We start from the raw sequence: 23,151 nt of genomic DNA, 5'->3' as shown, positions 1-23,151 counted from the left end.
TTTCTAAATCACGTTTAAGCAAACGCAATTTGGGTAAAGAAAAAAAAGATGGTCTTAAGCCTGATGAGAGGGTGGTCCCCTTTTGCCATGGGAATATTGAAGCAGTAAAGAATAATTGCCCTTTAATTCGTTAACTGATAAATCAGAATAGATATAATAGGACTTGAATACGTGATTCGAAACAACAGGAACGATAACCTTTATGCCCTTAGGTTTTTTCGGTCTTTTTTGCTTGCCCGCTTTAGGAGATTGGCCCGCTTTTGAAAACTTAGTCTCTTTAACGGCCTTCTCAAACTTATTTTCTTTGAGTTTAATGGCAGCAAAACTATTCGAAGGCAAAGCAAGGGCTTTTGCAGAAAACCCCAGTAAAATAAAAAGAAAAATATAGTTTATTTTTTTCAAATCAAATTTTGCCTATGCAAATATAGAGATAAACGCATGATAAAAGTCAAAGAAAAGGCCTTTTAACAGTCAAAATAATGATAAACGGTAATTATTTTAGTTGTACGGAGTGACTATTTAGATTTTTTATTTTCTCAGTCTTGTAGTAAAAAATAATTCACTTGAGCTTTTCGCGAAAACATAATGGGGGTAAATACTGAACTGTTAGAAGGCCATCGGCATAACGGTCTTTTGCATAATCACTCTGAAATTTTATTTCTTAATAATATTCAAACCTTCCCAGCTTAAGTTGTTATCGTTATGAACCTGTTTGTCCATTTCTTTACTTTCTTTATATCTTTTCTCAAGCGGAATTGGTTCAACGCCATTTGTTTTTAATTCGTTTACAGCAAAAAATTGCTCGATCTCAAAATCTGCATACTCATCTTTTTTAAATAAATGATTATTCGTCAAAATAACATGCAGGTTTATATGGATTGTTTTAGGATACCATATCCCATCTACTTCCTGAAATTCAACACGTTTTATATAGGTTGGATTTTTAACCCCAATGCTCATAAAAAATAAAATGGTCTTTGCTAAGCCAGGAACTATCATATCCCCGGCAACTTCAATTTTAACGATGGCTTGCGATTTCAGATCAATATAAATTTTGCCGGTTTGACGAAGGTGATTTACTTTTCCTTTGCTTGCGAAATCAATCACCATCAATTCATCGGTATTGTAAGAAGATGATTTAGCAAAAGAATATTTGAAGGAATTAAACTGAGTGGTATCTAAAAACCCAGCTTTATTTTTTCGGATGTTTCCACTTTTTAAAAGGTCATCCGGACCACCAAAAGAGTTGCCCAGATCGATGATGGTGGAGCTAGTGTCTTTACCATCAGCCACCTTTGTAGAATCTTTAGTTTGCTTCTTTTTAATTTCTTTACGCATAAACTGAACCTGTTGTGGATTTTCAGCACTTCTATAAAGCATAAGTTGATGTTGTTCTGCAAGAGTGTCGTTGTAATTTGCACTGTAGGTTTTAAAAATACCTTCATCGTATTTTATAAGATTGTTATTTTCCAGAGTTTTTTCGCGATAATAAGCTACAGTCTGAAAAGGCGTAGACGGATAGTTTGCAGGTAATTTGCGCATTGCAAACTGAATATAATTTTCAGGATTGAGGGGGCGTACTACAATTTCTTCTAACTGCACAACGGTAGATTGAAGTTTGATAGTAACCGGAGAACTCAGCTTATTAATATCAGCCAGGTAATGCTTGTAACCCAGATAATTCACAAACAAAGTATCGTTTGTAAGATCTGAAGGTATGTACAAATCGAATTTCCCTTCTTCATTTGTGACTACACCTATCAGAAGTTTTTTTAAAGAAACTGTAACGTAAGGTAAAGGTTCTTTGGTGGAAGCATCCACTATACTTCCTGAGATAAGACGTTTGCTTTGTGCTAGCGAAGCCTGCCAGAGGAGGCATAAAATTACCAAGACTAAAAATTTGCAGCTATTCCTCATATAAACTATTTGTGTGTGTGTGTGTGTGACAATTATTTATTGATCAAATATAAAATTAAAATCGAATTTATAATTTTTATTGGATAGCCGTAATGCGAAAAGAATTTCAGAAAAATAAAAGTGTAAAACCAAATTCCAAAAAAAGCGAGACTCTAACACACTTAGAATCTCGCCCTGGAATATAAGAGAATTTGCATCTCAAAGATAGAAACAGAGTGGAATAATAGTTTGATAAAAATCAAACTAAAAACAATGGCCAGGTTTAAAAATTCTTAAAAACTGATTACCAACTAAATAAAATTCAGCTATTTGCCGGTAATTGCATTGGAAACAACAGTGAAGTTACCTATAAGGGTAAAGTCGAAACGGCTTTTAGTACCGTGGTTCAGATGTTGAATATTAAAGGAAGGCGCTTGTTTTCCATCTTCGGTTACAGGGTAAACTGCCACAGAGTAAGTTCCAGCCGATAGCGCTCTGCTAGTGAGTGTTATAGGGTTTTTAGTGACCAACTCTTTAAAAACTTCTTTGTCTTTTTCATCCGTAATAACAACTAAAAGTTTTTTTTCCTGCAACCAACTCAATTCCGAATGCGAGCTTGGTTGATTTACGAGATCAGAATACCCAATCCTTATTTTTACTTCATGTGTTTTTCCTGAGGGCAAATACAATTTAAAATCCAGTTTGCGATTTCCATAAATTTCCTTCCCATTATTAGGTGCATCGTACGGACAATGTATCTCTGATCCTGGAGTAGAGCCAGGGCAATTACGTTCTTCACCTGCTAAATTACCGGTTTCGTTATAAGAAAAACGAAAAAGATTATTTTTTAAATTATATATAGGATTAGATCCAGTGGTAACATTATATTGTATGGTACATAGCTCTCCGAAATTATAAGAACTGGTTAAATGATCAGGACTTCTTGTTATGAACATTTTTTTACCGGAACAATCGCTGCTCGGACAAGGCTCAGGCCAACTTGCTTTTTCTTTTTGCAAACTTATGTGTTTAAAATAGGTGCCATAAGAAAAAGTAAAATCGTAAACATGCACAGGTAGGTTCAACAGATCCTTTGAAGGCAGAAGAACTATTGGAATAATTATTTTAATCTTAGGTTGAGCGGGATCGGCAAGCACGAGATTAACTACTTTAAATGTGGAGTCTTTTTTCAGTTTTTGTACGTCAACCATAATTTTAACCACCGAAGTTGCTCCGCCTTTTACTGACACAGGCTTTTTTACAACTGCAGTTAAATAGCCCTGGCCGGGACTTTCAGTGATAGTGTAATCCCAATTTTTTTTTGAAACATTGAAAACACTAAAACTAAGTGCATTTTTCTTTTCGTCTTTAAGACAGTAGATGAGCGGACAGGGATTTTGTTTTATTTCCTCACCAAAACTGTAATGTTTATCAGATGAAAACACAAAATAAAAAGGAGAAAAGTATTTTTCAATAGCCGCCATTTTTGCTTTGTTACCGGCATTTACGGTTAACCCGGGATGCCCGTTCAGGAACGTGAAAATTTCCGGATAAATTTGTTCAGGATACCTGGAAAGCTCATTCAGAAATTTTAGACGGGCATCAAAATAATCAGTAAGAGCTTCTATTTTACGGAGATCGTCACTTGTTGCAGCCCCTTTAATCGGAACTTCCGGATACATGCGGTCAGAACTGATTTTTGGAAATTTAAGTTTGGCTTCGTTATAAAAAAATTTCTGGGCAGCGTAAAAATCGTCGGAGAATTTAACAGTTCCATTAAAAGCGAACGAGCTGTAGGACAAAAATAAAACGAAATAGAGTATGGCGCGTTTCTTTTCTTTCAAGATCATAACAATTACTTATACAATGATACAAATTAAGCTTAATATTTAATGACTCTGAGCATTTTTTAATTCCATTCACTAAGTGAAAGCACCCTTTCAATCATTGGCTACGTGGTAATTATAAAATTGGTACAATATTTGACCCAACCAAACGTATTAAAACTTTGTATAATAAATAAGCATTTTAACATTAAACAATTATTAAAAACCAATACAATTTAGCCCCAACACCCATGGAAAACTTAATCGGTTCCCGAATCAAAGAGTTAAGAACTCACTACAATCTGAGTGTGAAAGAATTTGCTGTTAAATGCGGCTTATCACACGTAGCTATTTTTCACCTTGAAAATGGCAGAACATTAAAACCTCATCGTAGCTCTCTGCAGAGAATGGCTTCGATTTTTGGTACAACAGCCGACTGGCTTTTGTTTGGTAAAAATGAAATGCTGCCCAACGGCATTAAAGAAATTTATACCGACGAAAACGGAAACGACAATTTCTGGAAAGATGAAGCTTACCTGGAAATAAAAAGTAAGAATGTAATGCTTGAAAAAGAAATTGAGCGTCTGTGGCAAATGTTGAATCACTTTACAACAGGAGCAAAACCAAATTTTGAAAGAATGCGTGACGCAAGTTAAAAATTCTTTCTATTCCTTACCCCAACAAAAACGAGTGCGTATTCCCCCAATGGATGCGCATTTTTTTTTCGACTATTTCTTAGATCCGCACATTCGCTATTTTGAAGGGAATTAGGATACGGTAAGTCTAAAAGTTAAAATAAAATAGTCTTAATAAGCCAAACCTAGTTGCAAAACTTCTTATTCAAAAATCGAACAAAAGAAAATTCGATTATAGGCACTCATTTAAAAATCGCGAAGGCTTTAGGTTTAAGTGTTGAAGAATTTCCGATGAAAACTTCAGGCAGATAAAGATTTTAGTTTTGTTTTCATGATTTGCTCTAAAAGGATGATTATTTCTTCCTTGCTTAGCTAATAAAAAAATACACTTCGTATTGAAAATACAAACACTTTAATACTGGCAGAGGTTTTAAAAAGCTGGACTTTTACCTTATGGCTAAGTTGCACATTGGTAAAAAAATTAAAGAGGTCTGGAAAAAGTCGCGCCTTAAAGGTACGGAGTTCGCAGCAGCCATTAACAGAGATCGCCAGGTTATTTACGATATCTTTAAAAGAGAAAGTATAGATACCGAGCTACTTCAACAAATCAGCAAAGTTTTGAATCACGATTTTTTCAGTTATTACAGCAGTGAAGCTTATGTTGTTAGAGAACCGAAAGATAAATTTGGCTATGCTACCAAAGAAGAGCTGGCACAAGCTAACAGAGAGCTGATGACACTTATGAAAAGCGAATTCAGCAAATTGCGCGAAGAGCTTGCTTTCAAAAAAGAAGGTTACAAGATTAAACCGAAAAAAAATCCTAAAAAATAAACACTGCCTTACCGTACACTTAACGGAATTAAAAAAGCCGTCCCGATGCATCGGGACGGCTTTTTATTTATCTTAAAGTATTACTTAGAAACGATTATTTTTTGATTTATCTGAACATTGTCTTTTTGCCCGCTTAAGAAATAAATTCCCCTGGCAAGATCATTCACATAAATTTTATGGTTATTCGCTCCTGATAATTCTATTACACGAACTAATTGTCCGAGATCATTTACTAAAGTCAGTTTTAAACTTGAGGTAGACTCTATAACGAACTCACCATTACTTGGATTAGGATAAACATTGAGGCCTGCATTTGCAGCACCAATTTCAGTTATACTTACACAACCCGATACCTTAACCTGCACTGTGGTTGTGTTTACGCAACCATTCGTGTCTGTACCGGTAACCGTGTAGTTTGTAGTAGATTTTGGATTTACGCTAATTGTATTCGTATCAAATCCGGTACTCCATAAATAGACATCTCCACCTCCGGCAGTAATTATCACCGATTCATTTACGCAAATAACGCTTCTCTGCGGCGTGGCAGTAATGGTTGGATTAAAATACAAGTTAACCTCAACGGTTTTTGTTCCCGGACAAAGAGAAGCCGTTCCGGAAGTTGTTAACCCTGTAAGCGTGAATATAGTTGTGCCAGAGATGGTGGAATTGATAGCAGCGATACTCGACGTTGCCGGAGCACCTGGCACTGTGTACCAACGGTAGTTATTGTTTCCTGTTCCTCCACCGGCTATAAGACTTATTGTACCTCCAGCACAAGTAGCAGTATTTCCATAAGCAGTTAATGTTGGAATGAAAACTCCAACTGCAACCGTTTTGCTTGAACTGCAACCACTAGCTGTAAAAGTTCCGGTAACGGTGTAAATTACCGGACCAGTGATACTGCTTGATGGATTTACAAGCGCGCTCGATGTGTTTGCACCACTGCTCCAGGAATAGGCATTGGCACCGGTTGCATTAAGCGTTACGCTACCACCATCACAAACAAGGGTTTTAGTAACCGTAGTACTTAAAGATGGATTTGCAAAAATTTGTATATACTGCACTGTTGAAGTTGAACAACCGAAAGTGTTATCACCAGTAACATTAAACGCTGCAGCACCCGTTCCTGTAACCGTTTCTGTAACTGGAAATGAGGTGTACGTATTAGATGTAACGGATGATATAATTGTATAATTTAAGCCTCCTGACCCGTTAATGGTTGCCACTCCTCCACTACAAAGTGTTGAAGGACTCGCTGATGTAATGATTGTTGGATTCGGATTTGCCTGAACAAATACGGTTGTAGTTGTCGCGCAGGTTCCATCATGAGCTGTAACTGTATAAATTGTCGACACAGGAGGGAAAGCTAAGGGAGTTGGCCCACCAAAAGTAAAAGAGAGAATGGAAGGTGGATTACCTGGAGAAGTCCAAGTATAATTTACACCGCCCGCTACAGTCAGAGACGTAGGTTTACCCGCGCACACCATTGTTGGATTTGCAATAGCGAGCACATTAGGCACCGGATAAGTAATAAGTGTTATTTGCTGTGTATTCGTGCAACCCTGATTATCTCTTGAAATAGTGTAAGTACTAATTCCGGTGGTATTTGGTGTAACTGTTAAAGTATTGGTAAACACTGTTTGAGTACCACTTGCCCAAGTATAAGATGTAGCACCCGTAGCCGTAAGTGTAGAAGTATTACCAATACACATGGCGGTTGGTGAGGCAGTAGGAGAAAGACTTGGCGTAGGTACAACCGTTACAGGAACAACTGCACTTGTTGTACATCCTGCCACACCTGTACCGATAACTGTAAAGGTTGTTGTTGTTGAAGCATTAAACCCGGTTCCGTTAGGATAACCGCCGGCCCAGGCGTAAGCTGTTGCACTACCTACTCCCGTTAAGGTTAAGCTGCTTCCAGAACATAAAGAAGCTGAACTCGCTACTGCGGTTACAGTTGGAGGAGGAGTTACCGATACATTATACACACTTGATGTTACTGAAGAGTTATCTGTGATACATAAAGCATCGAGTTGGTACCAGGTGGTGGCTGTCATAGTTTGATTGTTCTGTGTGGGCAAACTACCATTTGGCATTGCGGTAAAGGGGCCTGTGGCGGAGTTTGTAGAGCTCGTCCAGGAATAGCTGACACCGGACAGTGTAAAGGTTGGTGCTAAACTAACGTTAACCGTTTTACTCGGACAAACAAGTGCTGAAGTAGCGGTGGTTGTAAGGGCCGAAAGGGAAGAGCATTGCGGTAACGACCAACGGTAAACTAAACCATTCGCTGGGGCAAGTGTAGCGCTAAATTGGGCACGCTGATTATTAGCTGTACCAGCTATAGAGTTACTCCAGGTATTTGTTGCGTTAACTTTACGATTATTATAATCAGCGGTTGAGCCCCCTTTTAAACCCACCTCTGCGGCGCTGTCCAGAGTTACAGAAATAACGTCTCCGTAAATAAAATCGATAATATTACTTGTTTCGTAGAGTTTTAATTGAAAGTTAATATTATCTGAACCTGTTGGCGCCGCCACAAATTTCTGATAATTTGACCATTGAATCACCGTTGTGCGTGTTGGAGATGTGCCAAAAGTCTGAAAGCGAATTTCAGAACCGGTTTTCCCTAAAAGATCGGTACCAAGTGGGGAAATTTTATGCTGCAAAGTTGCTGATGCGCTTGAACCTGTGCTAATAGGATGATTCCAGTTTACAATCGCAGTATTAACAGCACTGTTGCCCAGAGCTGACTGACCCAAAGTAATAAAACCATTATTACTAAGAGCAAATCTATCATATATAATATTGTCGTATAGAAAATTAAATCCAATATTTAATCCTGCTCCCTGACTCCCTGTAGTCACGTTAATAACAGGAGTAGAAGTCAAATCAACAATATCCTCATCGTCCATAGAGCTTGTTGAAAATGCCGTTCCCCCTGTGATTGCAGTGTAAGAGCCCTGAAAGGAGGAAAACGTGTAAAGGGTAGATACTTGCGCATTAGTTGAAAATGCGACTAAAGCCAAGACAAATGCGGCCAGAAATTTGTTGGTAAATGTTCTCATGTGGGTAGTTTAGTTTAAATTGAAAGTTAGATCTTTTAATTTTATCTACCAAAGAAAAGCCAAAAAAAAGCCAAAAAAATCTCCTAAATCGAATTAGTGAAAAACACTGGTAACGCACCTTACAGAGATAAAAAAATAAAAACCTGCCTGGTTATTAGTAGAAAAGTTAACTAAGTTATTTTGTTTGCCTCTAAAAAAATAATAGAATAGCTTTGAAATAAAATGCCACTTAGCATCTCTTAACTTTAGCTGAAGAATTTGGCACAGTCCTTGAAAAATAATTTTTAAAATCAAAAACATGAAAAATAAATTACTTCTTCTTATGGGATTTTTAGTTACCTGCATGCTGGGTCATTCTCAAACCACCATGAACCTTACTTTGTTTTCGGAAGACGGAGATGCATTTTATGTTTTTGTCAATGGTGTAAAACAAAATATTTCTGCTGAGACTCACGTAAAACTTGTCAACCAGCTAACATCGCTGAACGTAAGAATTGAATTTGAAAATAAAAATCTGCAAACGCTAAAACAGAATATGTCGCTTGATGCCAACCGTGAGCACATAGTAAAAATAGGCCGTGATAAAAAAAACAAACTAAAACTCAGGTATTCAGGGAGTGTAGCAATAACTGAAACAGCGCACTACCCTACTCCCGAAACCTACCATACAGCAGAAGAAGCTCCCTTAGAATCAAATTCAAATTCCGATAATCACCCTGTAGATCCGGGCTTTAACACCGCCTATATAACAGATCCCTCTACAACTGTTCAGGGCACCTACTCCATACATCCTATTTCCAACACAAAGTATGCTATGAACGAAGGCGGTTTTCTTAAAATGAAAGAATCTATTGAGTCGAAAAGTTTTAGTGACACTAAAATGAGTACAGCAAAGGTTGCGTTGCAAAATAGTTATCTGTCAGTAAATCAAATAAAAATTATTGCAGGCTTATTTAGCATGGATGAAGACAGACTTGATTATGCAAAATATGCTTATGAGCATTGTGTTGACAAAGCTAATTATTATCAGGTGGGCGACGTTTTTAAATTTAGTTTCACGGTAGATGAATTGAACGCTTTTCTTCAACATTAATCAATGAGGAATGAAGTTTAACGACTGCCCATCACCTGTAGATCATTAGCGATAGACCATTAACTATTGACTATTCACTTTCCGTTCTCTATATTTGATTAAACTTTAAAATTTGACAAATGAATATGATGGCAGTTTTGGCGGCAACATTTATTCCGCTGGTAATAGGTTTTATCTGGTATAGTCCTAAAATTGGCTTTGGAAAAGCATGGATGAACGCCACAGGTATGACAGAAGAAAAGGCAAAAACATCGAATATGTTTTTGATTTTTGGACTCGTTACACTCTTCTCTTTTTTTGTTGCCCTCATAATGCAATTTCTCGTTATTCATCAGGTGCACGTTTACAGTTTACTTAGTGCGCAGGCAGAATTCAAAGATCCAAATTCTGAAGCAGCCCTGATGTTAGAAAAATTTAAGTCCTTATTTGACTCGAGTTACCGCACTTTTAAACACGGCGCTTTTCACGGCACCCTCTCCGGAATTTTATTAGCCCTTCCAATAGTAGGCGTTAACGCCTTGTTTGAACAAAAGTCCTTTAAATACATTGCGATAAATGCAGGCTATTGGATTTTATGTATGGCGCTCATGGGCGGTGTTGTGTGCGCATTCCAATAAAACATTCATACAAGAGGTAAAATTTTCCCCATTCTTCGCTGTAAAGCGTGCCTTCTTATTAAATTTATTTTCAATTTATTTGCTGTTTGAAGTATTTTCACTAATATTGCCTTGTATTTATAGCAGCTGAATTTTTCTTACGGCTGACAATCAATCAAAAAATTAAATTAAGCCGAAATTAATTATCACTATTATCCCTCTCTATGTTTGAAGTTATTGACCTGAATGGTAGACCGCTACCTGAATTAAAGGAAATTGGTAAAGCTTTTTCAATCGACAGTAAAGGCCTTGCCAAAGGAGATCTTATTTTAAAAATTGTTGCTGCGCAATCTGAAAATGCTGATTTTACAAAACAGGTAGTAGATAAATTTCCAAAAAAAGAACACAAAGAAACCAGGGAGAATAGCAGAGAGATGAAGGAAAACCGTGAACCACGTGATACTCGTGAACCGAGAGAACAACGTGAACCAAGAGAGCAGCGTGAACAAAAAGAAAAACGTCCACGTAAAGTTAAGCTTGATCCGATTATTGAGGACGCTGTTCAACCCAGCACTGCCGTTCATACTGAAGAAGAAACTGCACCTGTAATTCCTGCTGCAAAAACGGAAGTAGCTCCTGAAGAGGAAGCTGAAGTAAAAGTGCCGACTGCAGAAGAAGAAGAGAGTGAGTCTGAGACAGCTGCTGTTAAAGGTATGCAAAAGGAAGAACAAGAAATTGTTCCTGAAAAAAAGCCAGAAAAAGTTTATTACAATTTTGACAATATCGTTTTTGTAACCGGAGTTTTGGAAATTATGCCTGATGGTTATGGTTTCCTGAGAAGTTCTGATTATGATTACCTCAACTCTCCTGATGACGTTTACGTATCACAATCGCAAATTAAATTATTCGGATTAAAACCGGGTGATGTTGTAAAAGGCGGTGTGCGTCCTCCAAAAGAAGGAGAAAAATATTTTCCATTAATTAAAGTGGATCAGATCAACGGACGTGACCCTTCTTTTGTGCGTGACCGTGTAATCTTCGATTATTTAACACCTTTATTTCCATACGAAAAATTAAAACTTACCGGGCACCCTCAGGAAAACATGAGTACCCGTGTGATGGATCTTTTTTCACCGATAGGAAAAGGTCAGCGTGGTTTAATTGTGGCTCAGCCAAAAACAGGTAAAACCGTGTTATTAAAAGACATCGCGAATGCAATTGCCTATAATCATCCTGAGGTTTATCTGATTATTCTTTTAATTGATGAACGTCCTGAAGAGGTTACGGACATGGCACGCAGCGTAAAGGCCGAAGTTATTTCCAGTACTTTTGATGAGCCGGCCGAAAAACACGTAAAGATTGCCAACATCGTTTTAGAAAAAGCTAAACGGATGGTAGAATGCGGACATGATGTGGTTATTTTATTAGATAGTATTACACGTTTAGCACGTGCTTATAATACCGTTTCTCCTGCCAGTGGTAAAGTGTTAACGGGTGGTGTAGATGCAAATGCTTTACACAAGCCAAAACGTTTTTTCGGAGCTGCTCGTAAAGTAGAAAATGGCGGATCATTAACCATCATTGCTACTGCTTTAACGGAAACAGGATCTAAAATGGATGAAGTTATTTTTGAAGAATTTAAAGGTACCGGTAATATGGAACTTCAGTTAGACAGAAAATTATCTAACCGACGTATTTATCCTGCTATCGATCTTTTAGCATCTTCGACACGGAGAGATGATTTATTAATTGATAAAGAAACCCTAACGCGTTTATGGGTTCTTCGTAAACACCTTGGCGACATGAACCCCCAGGAAGCTATGGAGTTTTTATTAGACAGACTTCGTCGCAGCCAAACCAATGAAGAGTTCTTAATCAGTATGAACGGTTAAAATGAATAAAAAAGGGCTTCTTTATGGATTACTCTATTGTATAGTAGTAATTGTTTTTAAAGTTTCGATCGTTTTAAGCGGAAACTCATTTAGCAAATTTGGATTTTATTACTCCATTATTACCGCTGTATTTTTGATCATTCCTTTTTTCTTTGTAGCCATCTATCATGCCCGCGAAAAAGATTTTGGGGGATTTATCGACATTAAAGAAGGTGCCCGAATAGCCCTTACCGTTTTAGCGATAGGTGTTATAGGGACGAGTATTTATAATTATATAGAATTTATCTGGCAGGCCGAAAACTTTGCGGCCTATTATGACAGCCCGGAATTCCTGGAAATATTAAAAGCACAGCAACTTAAGATGCCAGGCAAAATTAAAGTGGAAGACTTTGGGAAGATTATTGCCGAACAAAAACAAAGTGTTCCCGACTCAGCGTTTAAAGCAACAACCGGAAAACTAATTCCCCTTTTATTTATTGGCTTAACAGGGGCTTTCGCTGCATCAGTTATTATGAAACGGAATCCTCCTCAAGGGTTTTCACAGAACTAAAGTCTGCCTGATTTCTTTCTTTTTTTTATTTTGTTTTTTCCTGAGCCGTATTTCGGGCAATCAGAAACACTTGAACTTCTGCTTTTACAGGCTGGGTTTCTAAAAAGAGTTATAGCCAGACTTGCATAAACGTTTATACCATAAGTATTTCTTTTAAGAAAGAGTGGAAACATATTATCCATGCCTAAAACAAAACTCCTGTAACGCACACCAAATCCCAGCATTGGATGAATAAATTTCTGCAGGGTGAGCGGTAAAGCAAATTCAAACTGTCGCCATTCCACGCGCGGGCAAACAGAAAGAATATCCGGACTTTGAACTCCTGTAATTCTTGTAGGAACAAGATTTTTTACCAGGGTAAAATTTAAATAAATAGAATTGTCAAAATTATAATCAAATTGCCCCGTTAAAGCCGTAGGAAGACTTGCCATGATTGGCTTCTCATAAACGGTTGTGTTTTTAAAATTTTGTTCTACGGCATTAAAAAAAGAGGTGTCAGAACGGTAAGGATCAAAATAACCCGAGCCACTCACTTCTGTTCTCGTAGTTCCTCCTTTAAATCGCACAAAACCAGCATCACGAAGTGAGAGGCCTATTTTACATTTATAGTCTACATACTTACAATTGGATTGTTTGGAATTAGCGTAATATTTATCCACGTAGCCTTCCATAATTTTATAGGTAATACCCAGATCAAGTCCGATCCCTCTCCCCGATTTCCAGCGCGATTGATTTCGCAGAATTTTGGCTTCCAGGTCTGTTACACCAAAAGAACCATTGTCATTATTATAACTTTCAAAATTAATAAGGTTGGCATAAATAATATTTATACCGGTAAGGTATTTTAAATTACCACCAACCGTTATCAGAACATCTTGTTGACGTTTTACCATTTTCGCAAAATTAACTCCATATTCTGCCCAGCTCATTTGACTGAATTTTGCATTTTTAAAATCCTGGCCTAAGAGATTACGATTTTGCGGAGAACCTAATCCTTCGCCGTTTAACAAAACAGTTGCCAGGTCGTAAGATACACGTCGCATATCCAATACTGTTCTGGCTCGCACAAAAAAACCAGCACCGTAAGTTCTTTTACTAATTATAAATGCAGGTCCTTCTACAGAGCCGTTTGCATAGAGGTATTTTTTGTTGGAACCCGTTGTTCTAACCGGTTCAGGTGGATTAATTATCTGTTGGATATTAAAGTCGGGCAGGTAGGCGAAATTTGTTTTTGCAAAAACATTAAACCCTGCAAGGTGCAATTGCATGTAGGAGCGTGAATCGGCACTGGCTGAAGGGTTTAGTTGTATGGCTGCCGTGCTGTAATAGTTGCTATTTGTAATACCCAATCTCTCCTGCGAAAAAGAAAAAAAAACAAGTGATACGAATGCAAAGATGAACAGCAAAGTTCTCATAGTGGGCTCACATTGGGTGCTAAAACAAAGATATAAAAATACGGGAGATTTAAGGGTTCATGCTAAAAAAGACACCGCTAACGGAAGAGAGAGATATGACCATTACGGACAAGCTTTTTGTCGCCTCCTTTTTCCGTGCTTTCTATCCGGAATATGTAAATATCTTCAGGACAAAGATTTCCTTTATAACGCCCATCCCATTTAGAATTTATATTGTTGGTTGCGAACACGGTATTTCCCCACCGATCGGTAATGGTCATCATGTAATAAGAATAATCGCATTGCGCCACAGGAAAAAAGTAATCGTTACGGTTATCTTCATTTGGGGTAAAACTATTTGGGATCATCATTTCGCATTCGCAGACCTTTAATTTCACTTTAACCGTATCTACCTGCACACCACAATTATTAATTTCTGTTTTCACCCAATAGGTGCCTTCTTTAATTGCGTATATACTGGCAGAGGTAGATCCTGTACTCCATTGAATTTTTGTTCCAGGATTTGCCCTCACACTGATAATTCTATTTTCATCGTTCACACAAAAGGTAGCCTCTCTGTTTACCACTACCCCACTGCCCTGCACAGGTTTTATGCTAACTGTATCTACCATGTTGCAGCTACCGTTAATGATAGCAACCCAATATATGCCTGGATTAGTAATTCTTATTTTCTGTGTTCTTTCAAAAGTGTTCCACAAATATTGCATGCCGGTGTTACGCGCATCCAGTGTGATCGCTTTTCCTTTGCAAATTATCGTGTCTCTTAAAAGCATTCTTGGTCTGCTATAAATAGTAACCGTAGTACTATCATAAATGGGACTGGTTAATTGCGAAGAAGTTAATTTCACGTAGTATTTACCGGCTTTTTTCGCTCTCACTTTTTTAGTGTTGGTAATAATTCCTGAAGGTGTGGTCCATGTAATTGATGTGATGTCCTCGGGTGTTTGTTTGATCTCCACTATAGCACTGTCTCCCTGACAGAATCCAACAGAATCTCTAAGCAGATTGTTTTTCTGGGAGAAAGACAAAAAGCTTAAGAGCAAAAATGTATATGTAAGTAATTTCTTAATACGCTAAAGTTCCAGTTCTATTGTTATTAATGTTCCGTGTTTTGCAGGATCTAAAGTAGACTTATCAACCATGGTTACGTTCTGCTTCTTTCCACTTAATTTGGAGTTTATTTCCAAAATATTATTGATGGTACTTGTTCCTAAAGACTTATGTCCGGTACGGGCATGTTCTCTAGCTTTAATCAAACCTATTCCATCATCTTCGATAGTGATCATAAATTTACGATTCCCTCTGGTTTCAAAAGAAATGGTCAATTCTCCGTGCTCCTGTTTGGGAAGAATACCATGAATAATACAATTTTCAACAAAAGGCTGGATGATCATGTTTGGAATAAGTATTTCGTGGGTATTAATATTTTCATCGAGATGAATGACATAATCGAATTTATTTTTAAACCTTTCCTTTTCAAGCTCCAGGTAATAGGTTAAACGCGCTAATTCATCATGCAAAGAAATATCGCTTTGAGCGGCCTTCTCAATGATCATGCGAATAAGCCGCGAAAATTTTGCGAGATATTCACTGGCTCTAAGGCCGTTGTTTGTATTGATATAGTTTTGAATGGAGGTTAAAGAATTAAAAATAAAATGCGGGCTCAGCAAAGAATTCATTGCCTGGTGTTTTAAGAGATTTACCTGTTGTTCTTCACGCAGACGTTTCTTTGCTTTTATTTTTACCCTTCTGATCCAGATAAAACTAATGAGAGTAATGAGTGTGAGTCCGCCTAAAGTGATAAGCCAATAAATAGATTGTTTCTCGGTTATTTTTTGTTCTTTTTCAATACGTACAGTTGTTGGCTCACTCCACACAATGTTATCGGCAGAAGCAGAAATATCTACCTCATGTGATCCGCCGCTCAGAATAACGTCGAACGTTGTGTTATTAAAATATTTCCACTCTCCGTTATCAATTCTCCAGCGGAAAAATTGCTTGTTGGGTTTATTAAACAAGGGACTGAAAAAATTGATCGAGATATTTTCCTGGCCAGCTGAAAGGGTATATACATTCGGTCCCGGCGTAATTACTTCTTCATTTGAGATGATATTATTGATCGTTACCGGCTTCAGCATGGCACTAAAGCGGATAATATTTTTAAATTGTGTGGTAGATACTCCGCGGGTTGTAGCGATACTAACCGTTTGGTCGTTAAATGTAATGTCGTTTATAGAATTGGAAAGGAGACCGTTAGATTTATTCAGTGTTTTTACGGGATTAAAATCTTTATCGCAGATAAAAATACCATCGAGTGTTGCTAACCAGATCTGATCTTTGTACTGTTTTATTTTTTTCACAGTATTGAGCCTGAATTTTCCTATTTCTTGTATGAGTTTGTTATCGTAAACATCTGTAATGCCTGCTTCGTGGGCGGCGTAGAGCTTGTTATTAATGAAGGCTACGTCGTTGATGTTAAAATTTAATTCATTTCGGACCAGATTTTTACTGCGTTTACTTTTAAAATCATAAACATACAAACCATTACTTGTTCCTACGTACAAAAGATTATCCTGTTTTAAAAAGGCATTGATAGAGATTCTAAAATCCGGAAAATCAATGAGCGTATCCAGTGTTTTGGTTCCATCACTGTTACACAATAAAATATATGCGTAATCCCAGGTGGCTATAATACTCTGATCTTTATTGATGGGATAAAATTGTTTAGCAATTACCGGTTTAAATTTATAGGCGCCTTTAGCATCAAAAATCATAGAGGGCCCCATGTTCATTTGATTGCGTTTTGCATAATAAAAATCTCCGTTGTACTGGGTTATGCTATTTACTGGTTCTAAAAATGTTTCGTCGGGTTTTGATAATATTTTTGTTTGACCGTCGGCGAGGTTTAAACCGTACAGACCATTGCTGGTGGCGGCCACAAGCAGATTATTACTCAAAAAAACCTGGTGAATGTTGAGATTTTTATTGTTAAACGAAAAATTGATGGAATTAAAAAAAGAATTCTGCACGTAATAAACGCCATCGTTGTAAGTTCCGATCCAGATATTTTGATCAGCGTCTTTAAAAAGACAATTTATTAAAGCCGGTTGAATGTCTAGCACTTCAAACACATCGTACACCCGGTTATTTTCGAGGAGATAAAGATTTTCGTGAGGATAAGAAGTAAACCAGATGCGGCCGTAATCATCGGCAATAATGTTACCGATGGGCTTCTCTCCACTTAACTGAAATGTTGAACTTTTTGTTTCGTAGGCCGGTGTGATTTCTTTTTCAATCTTATTGCCGTTAACGATACAGATCTTGTTTGAAGTGCCCACAACCAGTTTTCCCTGTTTGGTTTGTGTGAGAGAATGAATGGCATTATTTTTCAGAACTTCCAAACGTACCTGCTTTCCCTCAGTGGCGTCGTAAATACCATCCGTTCTGCCAATGAGCACTCTGCCCGACTGCGTTTTGTAGAGGCAATACGGACGATTCGTGATATCTTTTTTGCGCAGATCGTCCACAATAAGTTTTCCCGTTTTAAGATCTACCAGTATGATCTTAATTTCGGAAGTGAGTAAGTAAGCAAAATTTTCGGTAATTATAATGTTATCGGCATTGTTGTCTTTTATTTTGAGTTTGGGATCTAACTGAAAACTCTTTGTTTTTAAATTAAAGGCGGCAACACCGTCTTCGCGCAGGGAAAGAAAGAGCTCTTCGTCGTTTTTTATGGAGACGTTAATGAGCGCATTACTTTTTAAACTGTCGATGTCAAGCTTATTAAAGTTATAACCATCGTAATAATAAATACCATTTTGTGTGGTAAAATACAACAAGCCATTTTGATGCTGTTCAATATTAAAAATATTGGCATTGTTTAATCCCTCTTCGCTTCCTAATTTTTGAAAATTAAATGAGGGAGTCTGTGAAAAAAGTTGGAGGCTGAACACACAGAGAACAAAAAACAGGTATGGTTTTAAAAAATTCAAAAAGTAATTTATGGGTTCTAAATTGTATTTCTCTTCCGATACCTATCGGTACTGTTTGTCTAAATTAATTGCTGTGCTGCTATAAAAATACAAAAAGCCCGCTAAACGGGCTTTATATTTGTGTTAGAAAAACGTTTTTATTTCGGGGAGACCGATCTTGACTTGATAAACTCGGCAAATTCCTGCGTGCGGGCTTTACTTACCTGCACATGTGTACCATCGCTTAAGATAACTTCTCCCCCTTCGTGATTGGTATACTCTTTCATAAAATGAATATTGATAAGGGCTGAGCGATGCACCCGGAAAAAATCCTGGTCGGGAAGAATAGCCTCGAACTCTTTGAGGGTTTTGCTGGCAATAATTTTCTTTTGCCCGTTAAGATAAAGATTGGTGTAATTATCACTTGCTTCCAACCAAACGATATCACGGAAATCAACAAGGGTAAATCCTTTACTATGATTGATAAGAACAAGGTTTTTATTGTCGTCGGGTTTTGTGTTTGAGCTTGAGTTTCCTTTTGCTTCGTAATGTTGTACAACTTTACGGATAGCACCCTGCAGTTCGTTCAACATCAAAGGTTTTAGAAGATAATCCGTAGCTCCGGCCTTCACAGCGGTAATGCCATGCTCGCTATAAGCCGTTAAAAATATAACACAGAAATCACGGTTATAAATACCTTCCAGCATCTGAAATCCGTTCATACCGGGCATATTAATATCTAAAAAAACAACATGTGGCTTTAGCTCCTGTATCTTCTTTTTTCCTTCCGGACCATTATCTGCCTCACCAACAATTTCGAGTTCCTCGCAATAATTCTGGATCATATTGCGTGTATTGCTCCTGCTATCTTCTTCGTCGTCTATTATTACTGCGCGGTATTTTTGCATGATCTTATATTTTCGCTAAAACTAGCTATTAAATTAATATAAAAATTCTGACTTAGCAAAAGTACTCTCTGGTTGAGGGAGTGAAAAAATCCTAAATCATTTCTTCAGCAAAAGTTCATGAATTCTGTGCGTCACAAAATAGTCCTCCAATAAATCATAGGCTTCTTTAAAGAGATCTTCTTGATTGTATTTTAAATTTAATTGTTTCGCGGCAAGATCCATGGCGTTTTTATTTTCGGGTAATGATTCTGCGAGATTTTCCCAACGCAAGCCTTTATCTTTTATTTCACCAAGTTTTGTTATCACAAAGCTTAAAGCGAGAAATGCTTTTTTATTAAAGTGAATATAAGCTTCCAGGTTTTTTTGCAGGGGAAGTTTATTATAGGGTGATTTTTTTTCAGCCTGGGTAATAAATTTTTTCTCCCAGGAGTATTTTTTAGAATCCGCATCCAGAACTATCAGTCCGTCGAGACTTTGCGCATAGATGCTTATCCAGCGAAGATTGCGGCGAATTTCATGTACTTCCTCTTCCATAGAAGTAAAGCCCGTTTTGAGCTTTGTAAAAAAGGAGTAGCCGTCGTTAAGTTCTTTAGAGATTTGTTTTTTAAATTTCTCTACCCACTCTTTGTTGTTTAAATTGAGTTTGCTGGACGACAGGTGCTGAAAGATTTCCTGGTAGAATTCTTTCTCTATCAATTTACTATTTAGTTTTTTTTGCGTCTTTTCAAGTTTTTTCTCAAAATAGGCCACCTGTTCTTTTTTTATCTTTTTATTTTTTGAGAAAAGAGTTACAAGGGTGTCATAATCTTCAAGAGCCCCCAAACTATCTTCCAGTTTTTTAATTTTTTTTCCGGCTTTTAAAAGAAATTTCTCTTCCGTGATTTCAGTGAGAATGCGTGTAACAGATTCAGCCATAAATAACGGGCTTCGCACTTTATGGTGATATAAAAACCAGGCAGGATTTTTTTGGCTGGCAGATCGTTGAAGAAATTCGAGGATTTGGTGACTTTGCTTTTGGAGGGGAGAAAAAGGTGGTAACATATGAGGTAAAGAGCTTTTTAAGCGTGAAAAGGTAAATAACGATTAAATTAAAAAATTAGATGTTAAGAAATGAGGTGAAATGCATTAAAAATAGGACTAAAATCAATTAACAGTGTTAATTAATACATAAAATACGTTAAATTTATCGCACTAAACATACACAACACATGAAAAAAAATCTACTAATTAAATTAGTGTTAACTATTTCCTTATTCGCAGGAGGATGGATTTCATTAAGAGCACAGTGTACAATTACGGGTTTAAACGCCAACTATTGCACAAACTCTCCCTCATCTACCCTATCGGCGGGTTCAACTACAGGGGGTATTTTCTCAGGCCCTGGAATGACAGGAGCCGTATTTAGCCCATCGCTTGCTGGTGCGGGCACTAAAACAATCACTTTTTCCGTATGCTCACCAACCTATGCGGTTACTGGCGGAACGGGTACTGCATGGTACAATGCTGTGCCTATGCCAACCAATACCTCAGGCCCTGAGATAACCAACACTGTTTCATTAACTGATGATGCTGTAACCGGAACATTGAGTATTGGCTTTCCTTTTAAATTTTTCTGCAACACATACTCGGCATTCAACATTAGTTCAAATGGTTTTATTACGTTTGGATCTACGGTAAACGGCTGTTGTACCGGACAATCTCTTCCCAGTACGACAACACCCAACGATTTGATAGCAGTTGCATGGGAAGATTTTAATCCGGGCAGTGGTGGGACAATCAGCTATGCTACAGTGGGCACCACACCCAACAGAACATTACTCGTTACGTATGACAATGTACCACACTTTGGATCAGGAGGAGGGCCTTTAACTGCGCAAATCAAATTATTTGAAACTACAAACGTCATCGAAATTCACACTTACTCTATGGTAACCGACGGAGGAAATCACACACAAGGGATTGAAAACAACGGTGGAACAGCGGCATACACAGTAACAGGTCGAAATTCTTCAAGCTGGTCGGCAGTAAACGACATGCAGCGTTTTACTCCAGGCACGAGTTGTTTAGTTACGCAAACAACTGTAGTTAGCCCGTCTACTATCTCTGTTGTTGGAACCAATTCTATTTGTAATGGCTCTACAGCAACTTTAACTGCTAATGGAAATACAACCTATACCTGGTCAACAGGATCTAATGCAGCGGCTATTAATCCTGCCCCTACTACCAACCAAACGTATTCGGTATCAGGAACCAATTCCTTTGGATGCGTTGCCAACAGTGTTATAACGGTTACGGTAGACAATACTCCTACTGTTACTGCAACTGCCAGCAATGGCTCCGGTGTATGCCCGGGCAAAACAGTTACTGTAACCGGAGGAGGGGCCACGAGCTATACATGGACAGGGAACACTACGACCGTTACAAATGGAGTAGCTTTTACTCCAACTACTACCGATACTTACACAGTAACCGGACTTAATACGTGTGGTACTTCCACTGCAGCTGTAACAGTTTCCATACATCCATTACCAACAGTAACACCTGTTGCAAGTTCGTCTTCTTTATGTTCAGGAACGTCTTTAACCCTAACCGGCGTTGGTAATGCAACGAATTATGTATGGTCGGGCTCTGCGGTTAATGGTGTAGGCTTTTCTCCATCTACCTCTTCTACTTACACGGTTATTGGAACAAGTGCATTAAGCTGTACAGCATCAGCCACCATTCCTATTACAGTTGTGGCTACTCCAAGTATTGCTTCGGCAGTATCACCTTCACTTATTTGTATTGGTAAATCAAGCACTTTAACAGCTTCCGGCGCAGGCAGCTATAATTGGTCAGGTGATTTACTACCTGCTACTACCAACTCTTATGTAGTAACCCCGTTAAACCCAGGTATAAATACCTACACGATTGTGAGAGCAAACTCCACCTGCACCACCTCGCAGATAGTCACAGTTATTGTAAATGCTCTGCCGGTAACTTTTGCTATAGCAAGCCCTACCGTGGTTTGTGCCGGTAAGCCAACATCACTTACGGTTGCTGGCGGTCAGACTTACACCTGGACTTCTCCAGGTAATCCTCCAACTGTTCCTTCATTTACTTTTACAGGAGCTACTCCACTTGCATTTCCACCCGTATCCAGTATCTATACGGTAAGCGCGCATGATGGTACATGTGTGAATACCACTACCGTTTTTGTTCAGGCCGATCCAAATCCGACCATTATCACTACTGCCATGCCTTCAACCCTGTGCAGCGGTGGAACTGCTACCATTAATGCAACAGGCGGGTTAAGTTACACGGTTACTTCTTCGTCCTCTACCAATTCTTATGTTGCTTTTCCAATAACGGAAACACTTACAAACAGTACGGCTTTTAATATTAGCGGCGACAATTCGTTTGGTTGTATTACTTCTACTGTGCAATTTGTACAGGTATTCCCTGTTCCAACACTAACTGTATCTGTGAGCAAACCACTTATTTGTAGTGGAGGAAGTGTTGCTGTTGTAGCGACTGGAGCTAACGTTTATTCCTGGAGCTCAGGTGCTTTAACGGCGAGTACCATAGTAAACCCGACGAGTTTGGTAAGCGGACCTGTAATCTATACAGTAACCGGAACTTTTACCAACACACAGTGTCAATCGGAAAAAACAGTTGCTGTAAATATCTTTATTCCAACCATTACAGTAACAGGGAATACGGCTACCTGTATTAATGGAATTATTAATTTAACTGCAGGCGGAGGCACGGGAAATAACTACCTCTGGTACACTATCCCAGGATCAGTAGCAACAAGTAGTACTTCACAAACATCGTCTACCGTTAACGCTGCTGCTGTTTTCACCATCAGCGTTTTAACTACTTCAGGAACTGCGGTGCTTTGTCCTGCTACCAAAACGGTTGACATAAGTATCTATTTTAATCCAACCATTACCGCTACAGCAACGCGCACACAGATCTGCGTAAAAGAATCTATAGTTCTTACTGCTACCGGAGGTGTTACCTATTTCTGGACAACTGGTTCGCCTACACAAACTATTTCAGTATCACCAAACAGCACTACTATCTATACAGTTACAGGCACAGACATTAATAATTGTTCAAGCACTGGAACTATACAGGTAAAAGTATCGGGTTGTTCGGGTATTGCAGAACAAAATCCTGCAGCTATGGGCTTGAATATCTATCCAAACCCCAGCAATGGCGAGTTTGTAATTGAATCGCCTGTTGCGTTAAAATTAACTTTGGTAAATGATATCGGACAACTGATTCGTGTAATTGAATTGTCAGGAACGAATAACTATAAAGTTTATGTGAATGATCTGGCAAAAGGAATTTATTTTCTGACGGGGCAAAAAGACAATGTTCAGGTAAGTCAAAAAGTAATTATTACCAGGTAGTTTTCTAAATTTTCTAAAAAAGCCGTTCCGGAAAATCCGGAACGGCTTTTTTTTCTTAAAGCAAAAATCACGG

The 23,151-nt window shown here is 38.1% G+C and carries 17 protein-coding genes; 7 read left to right on the top strand and 10 right to left on the bottom strand.

What is annotated here, in order from left to right; all coding sequences use genetic code 11:
- Nucleotides 1-54: 54 nt before the first annotated feature.
- From CNR22_14450 to CNR22_14440, 3 genes are all read right to left on the bottom strand, one after another.
- On the bottom strand, nucleotides 55-402 hold the full coding sequence (locus CNR22_14450; GenBank protein PBQ32924.1) for a hypothetical protein: 348 nt from the start codon (nucleotides 400-402) through the stop codon (nucleotides 55-57).
- A 252-nt stretch (nucleotides 403-654) separates the two neighbouring features.
- Complete coding sequence (locus CNR22_14445; protein PBQ32923.1) at nucleotides 655-1,917, bottom strand: hypothetical protein; 1,263 nt, start codon at nucleotides 1,915-1,917, stop codon at nucleotides 655-657.
- A gap of 305 nt (nucleotides 1,918-2,222) precedes the next feature.
- A complete protein-coding gene (locus CNR22_14440; protein ID PBQ32922.1) occupies nucleotides 2,223-3,746 on the bottom strand; it encodes a hypothetical protein in 1,524 nt (507 codons plus the stop codon).
- A gap of 227 nt (nucleotides 3,747-3,973) precedes the next feature.
- On the opposite strand from CNR22_14440, the gene CNR22_14435 reads away from it, so the two are divergent.
- Entirely contained in the window at nucleotides 3,974-4,378 is a 405-nt protein-coding gene (locus tag CNR22_14435) for a hypothetical protein (protein PBQ32921.1), read from the top strand.
- Between the two features lie 432 nt (nucleotides 4,379-4,810).
- Nucleotides 4,811-5,188: a hypothetical protein gene (locus tag CNR22_14430; GenBank protein ID PBQ32920.1), complete on the top strand. Its 378-nt coding sequence runs from the start codon at nucleotides 4,811-4,813 to the stop codon at nucleotides 5,186-5,188.
- An 80-nt stretch (nucleotides 5,189-5,268) separates the two neighbouring features.
- Here the strand turns inward: CNR22_14430 and CNR22_14425 are convergent, their stop codons facing one another.
- Both CNR22_14425 and CNR22_14420 read right to left on the bottom strand, forming a co-directional pair.
- On the bottom strand, nucleotides 5,269-8,253 hold the full coding sequence (locus CNR22_14425; protein ID PBQ32919.1) for a hypothetical protein: 2,985 nt from the start codon (nucleotides 8,251-8,253) through the stop codon (nucleotides 5,269-5,271).
- Nucleotides 8,254-8,346: 93 nt separating this feature from the next.
- Nucleotides 8,347-8,553: a hypothetical protein gene (locus CNR22_14420; protein PBQ32918.1), complete on the bottom strand. Its 207-nt coding sequence runs from the start codon at nucleotides 8,551-8,553 to the stop codon at nucleotides 8,347-8,349.
- Between CNR22_14420 and CNR22_14415 the strand changes: the two genes are divergently transcribed.
- The 4 genes from CNR22_14415 (at nucleotide 8,552) to CNR22_14400 (ending at nucleotide 12,384) form a co-directional block, all read left to right on the top strand.
- A complete protein-coding gene (locus CNR22_14415; GenBank protein ID PBQ32917.1) occupies nucleotides 8,552-9,346 on the top strand; it encodes a hypothetical protein in 795 nt (264 codons plus the stop codon). The two genes, CNR22_14420 and CNR22_14415, sit on opposite strands and share 2 nt — an antisense overlap.
- Nucleotides 9,347-9,465: 119 nt before the next feature.
- A complete protein-coding gene (locus CNR22_14410; protein PBQ32916.1) occupies nucleotides 9,466-9,963 on the top strand; it encodes a hypothetical protein in 498 nt (165 codons plus the stop codon).
- 203 nt (nucleotides 9,964-10,166) lie between these two features.
- Nucleotides 10,167-11,834, top strand: a complete 1,668-nt coding sequence (locus CNR22_14405) for a transcription termination factor Rho (GenBank protein ID PBQ32915.1) — start codon at nucleotides 10,167-10,169, stop codon at nucleotides 11,832-11,834.
- Nucleotide 11,835: 1 nt separating this feature from the next.
- Nucleotides 11,836-12,384, top strand: a complete 549-nt coding sequence (locus CNR22_14400) for a hypothetical protein (GenBank protein ID PBQ32914.1) — start codon at nucleotides 11,836-11,838, stop codon at nucleotides 12,382-12,384.
- On the opposite strand, the gene CNR22_14395 is transcribed toward CNR22_14400, so the two are convergent.
- From CNR22_14395 to CNR22_14375, 5 genes are all read right to left on the bottom strand, one after another.
- Entirely contained in the window at nucleotides 12,381-13,799 is a 1,419-nt protein-coding gene (locus CNR22_14395) for a hypothetical protein (GenBank protein ID PBQ32913.1), read from the bottom strand. The genes CNR22_14400 and CNR22_14395 overlap by 4 nt on opposite strands.
- A gap of 77 nt (nucleotides 13,800-13,876) precedes the next feature.
- Nucleotides 13,877-14,827, bottom strand: a complete 951-nt coding sequence (locus CNR22_14390; protein PBQ32912.1) for a hypothetical protein — start codon at nucleotides 14,825-14,827, stop codon at nucleotides 13,877-13,879.
- A gap of 45 nt (nucleotides 14,828-14,872) precedes the next feature.
- Nucleotides 14,873-17,791, bottom strand: a complete 2,919-nt coding sequence (locus CNR22_14385) for a hypothetical protein (protein PBQ32911.1) — start codon at nucleotides 17,789-17,791, stop codon at nucleotides 14,873-14,875.
- 137 nt (nucleotides 17,792-17,928) lie between these two features.
- A complete protein-coding gene (locus CNR22_14380) occupies nucleotides 17,929-18,678 on the bottom strand; it encodes a hypothetical protein (GenBank protein PBQ32910.1) in 750 nt (249 codons plus the stop codon).
- Between the two features lie 96 nt (nucleotides 18,679-18,774).
- Nucleotides 18,775-19,719: a hypothetical protein gene (locus tag CNR22_14375; protein ID PBQ32909.1), complete on the bottom strand. Its 945-nt coding sequence runs from the start codon at nucleotides 19,717-19,719 to the stop codon at nucleotides 18,775-18,777.
- A gap of 167 nt (nucleotides 19,720-19,886) precedes the next feature.
- Here CNR22_14375 and CNR22_14370 point away from each other — a divergent pair, with 167 nt between their 5' ends.
- Nucleotides 19,887-23,078 (top strand): hypothetical protein, encoded by a 3,192-nt coding sequence (locus CNR22_14370; protein PBQ32908.1) that lies wholly within the window; start codon nucleotides 19,887-19,889, stop codon nucleotides 23,076-23,078.
- Nucleotides 23,079-23,151 lie beyond the last annotated feature (73 nt).

Source organism: Sphingobacteriaceae bacterium, from assembly GCA_002319075.1.
Classification (GTDB): domain Bacteria; phylum Bacteroidota; class Bacteroidia; order B-17B0; family Aurantibacillaceae; genus Aurantibacillus.
The sequence above is the reverse complement of the archived record's forward strand: the minus strand, read 5'-3'. Positions and strand labels throughout refer to the sequence as shown.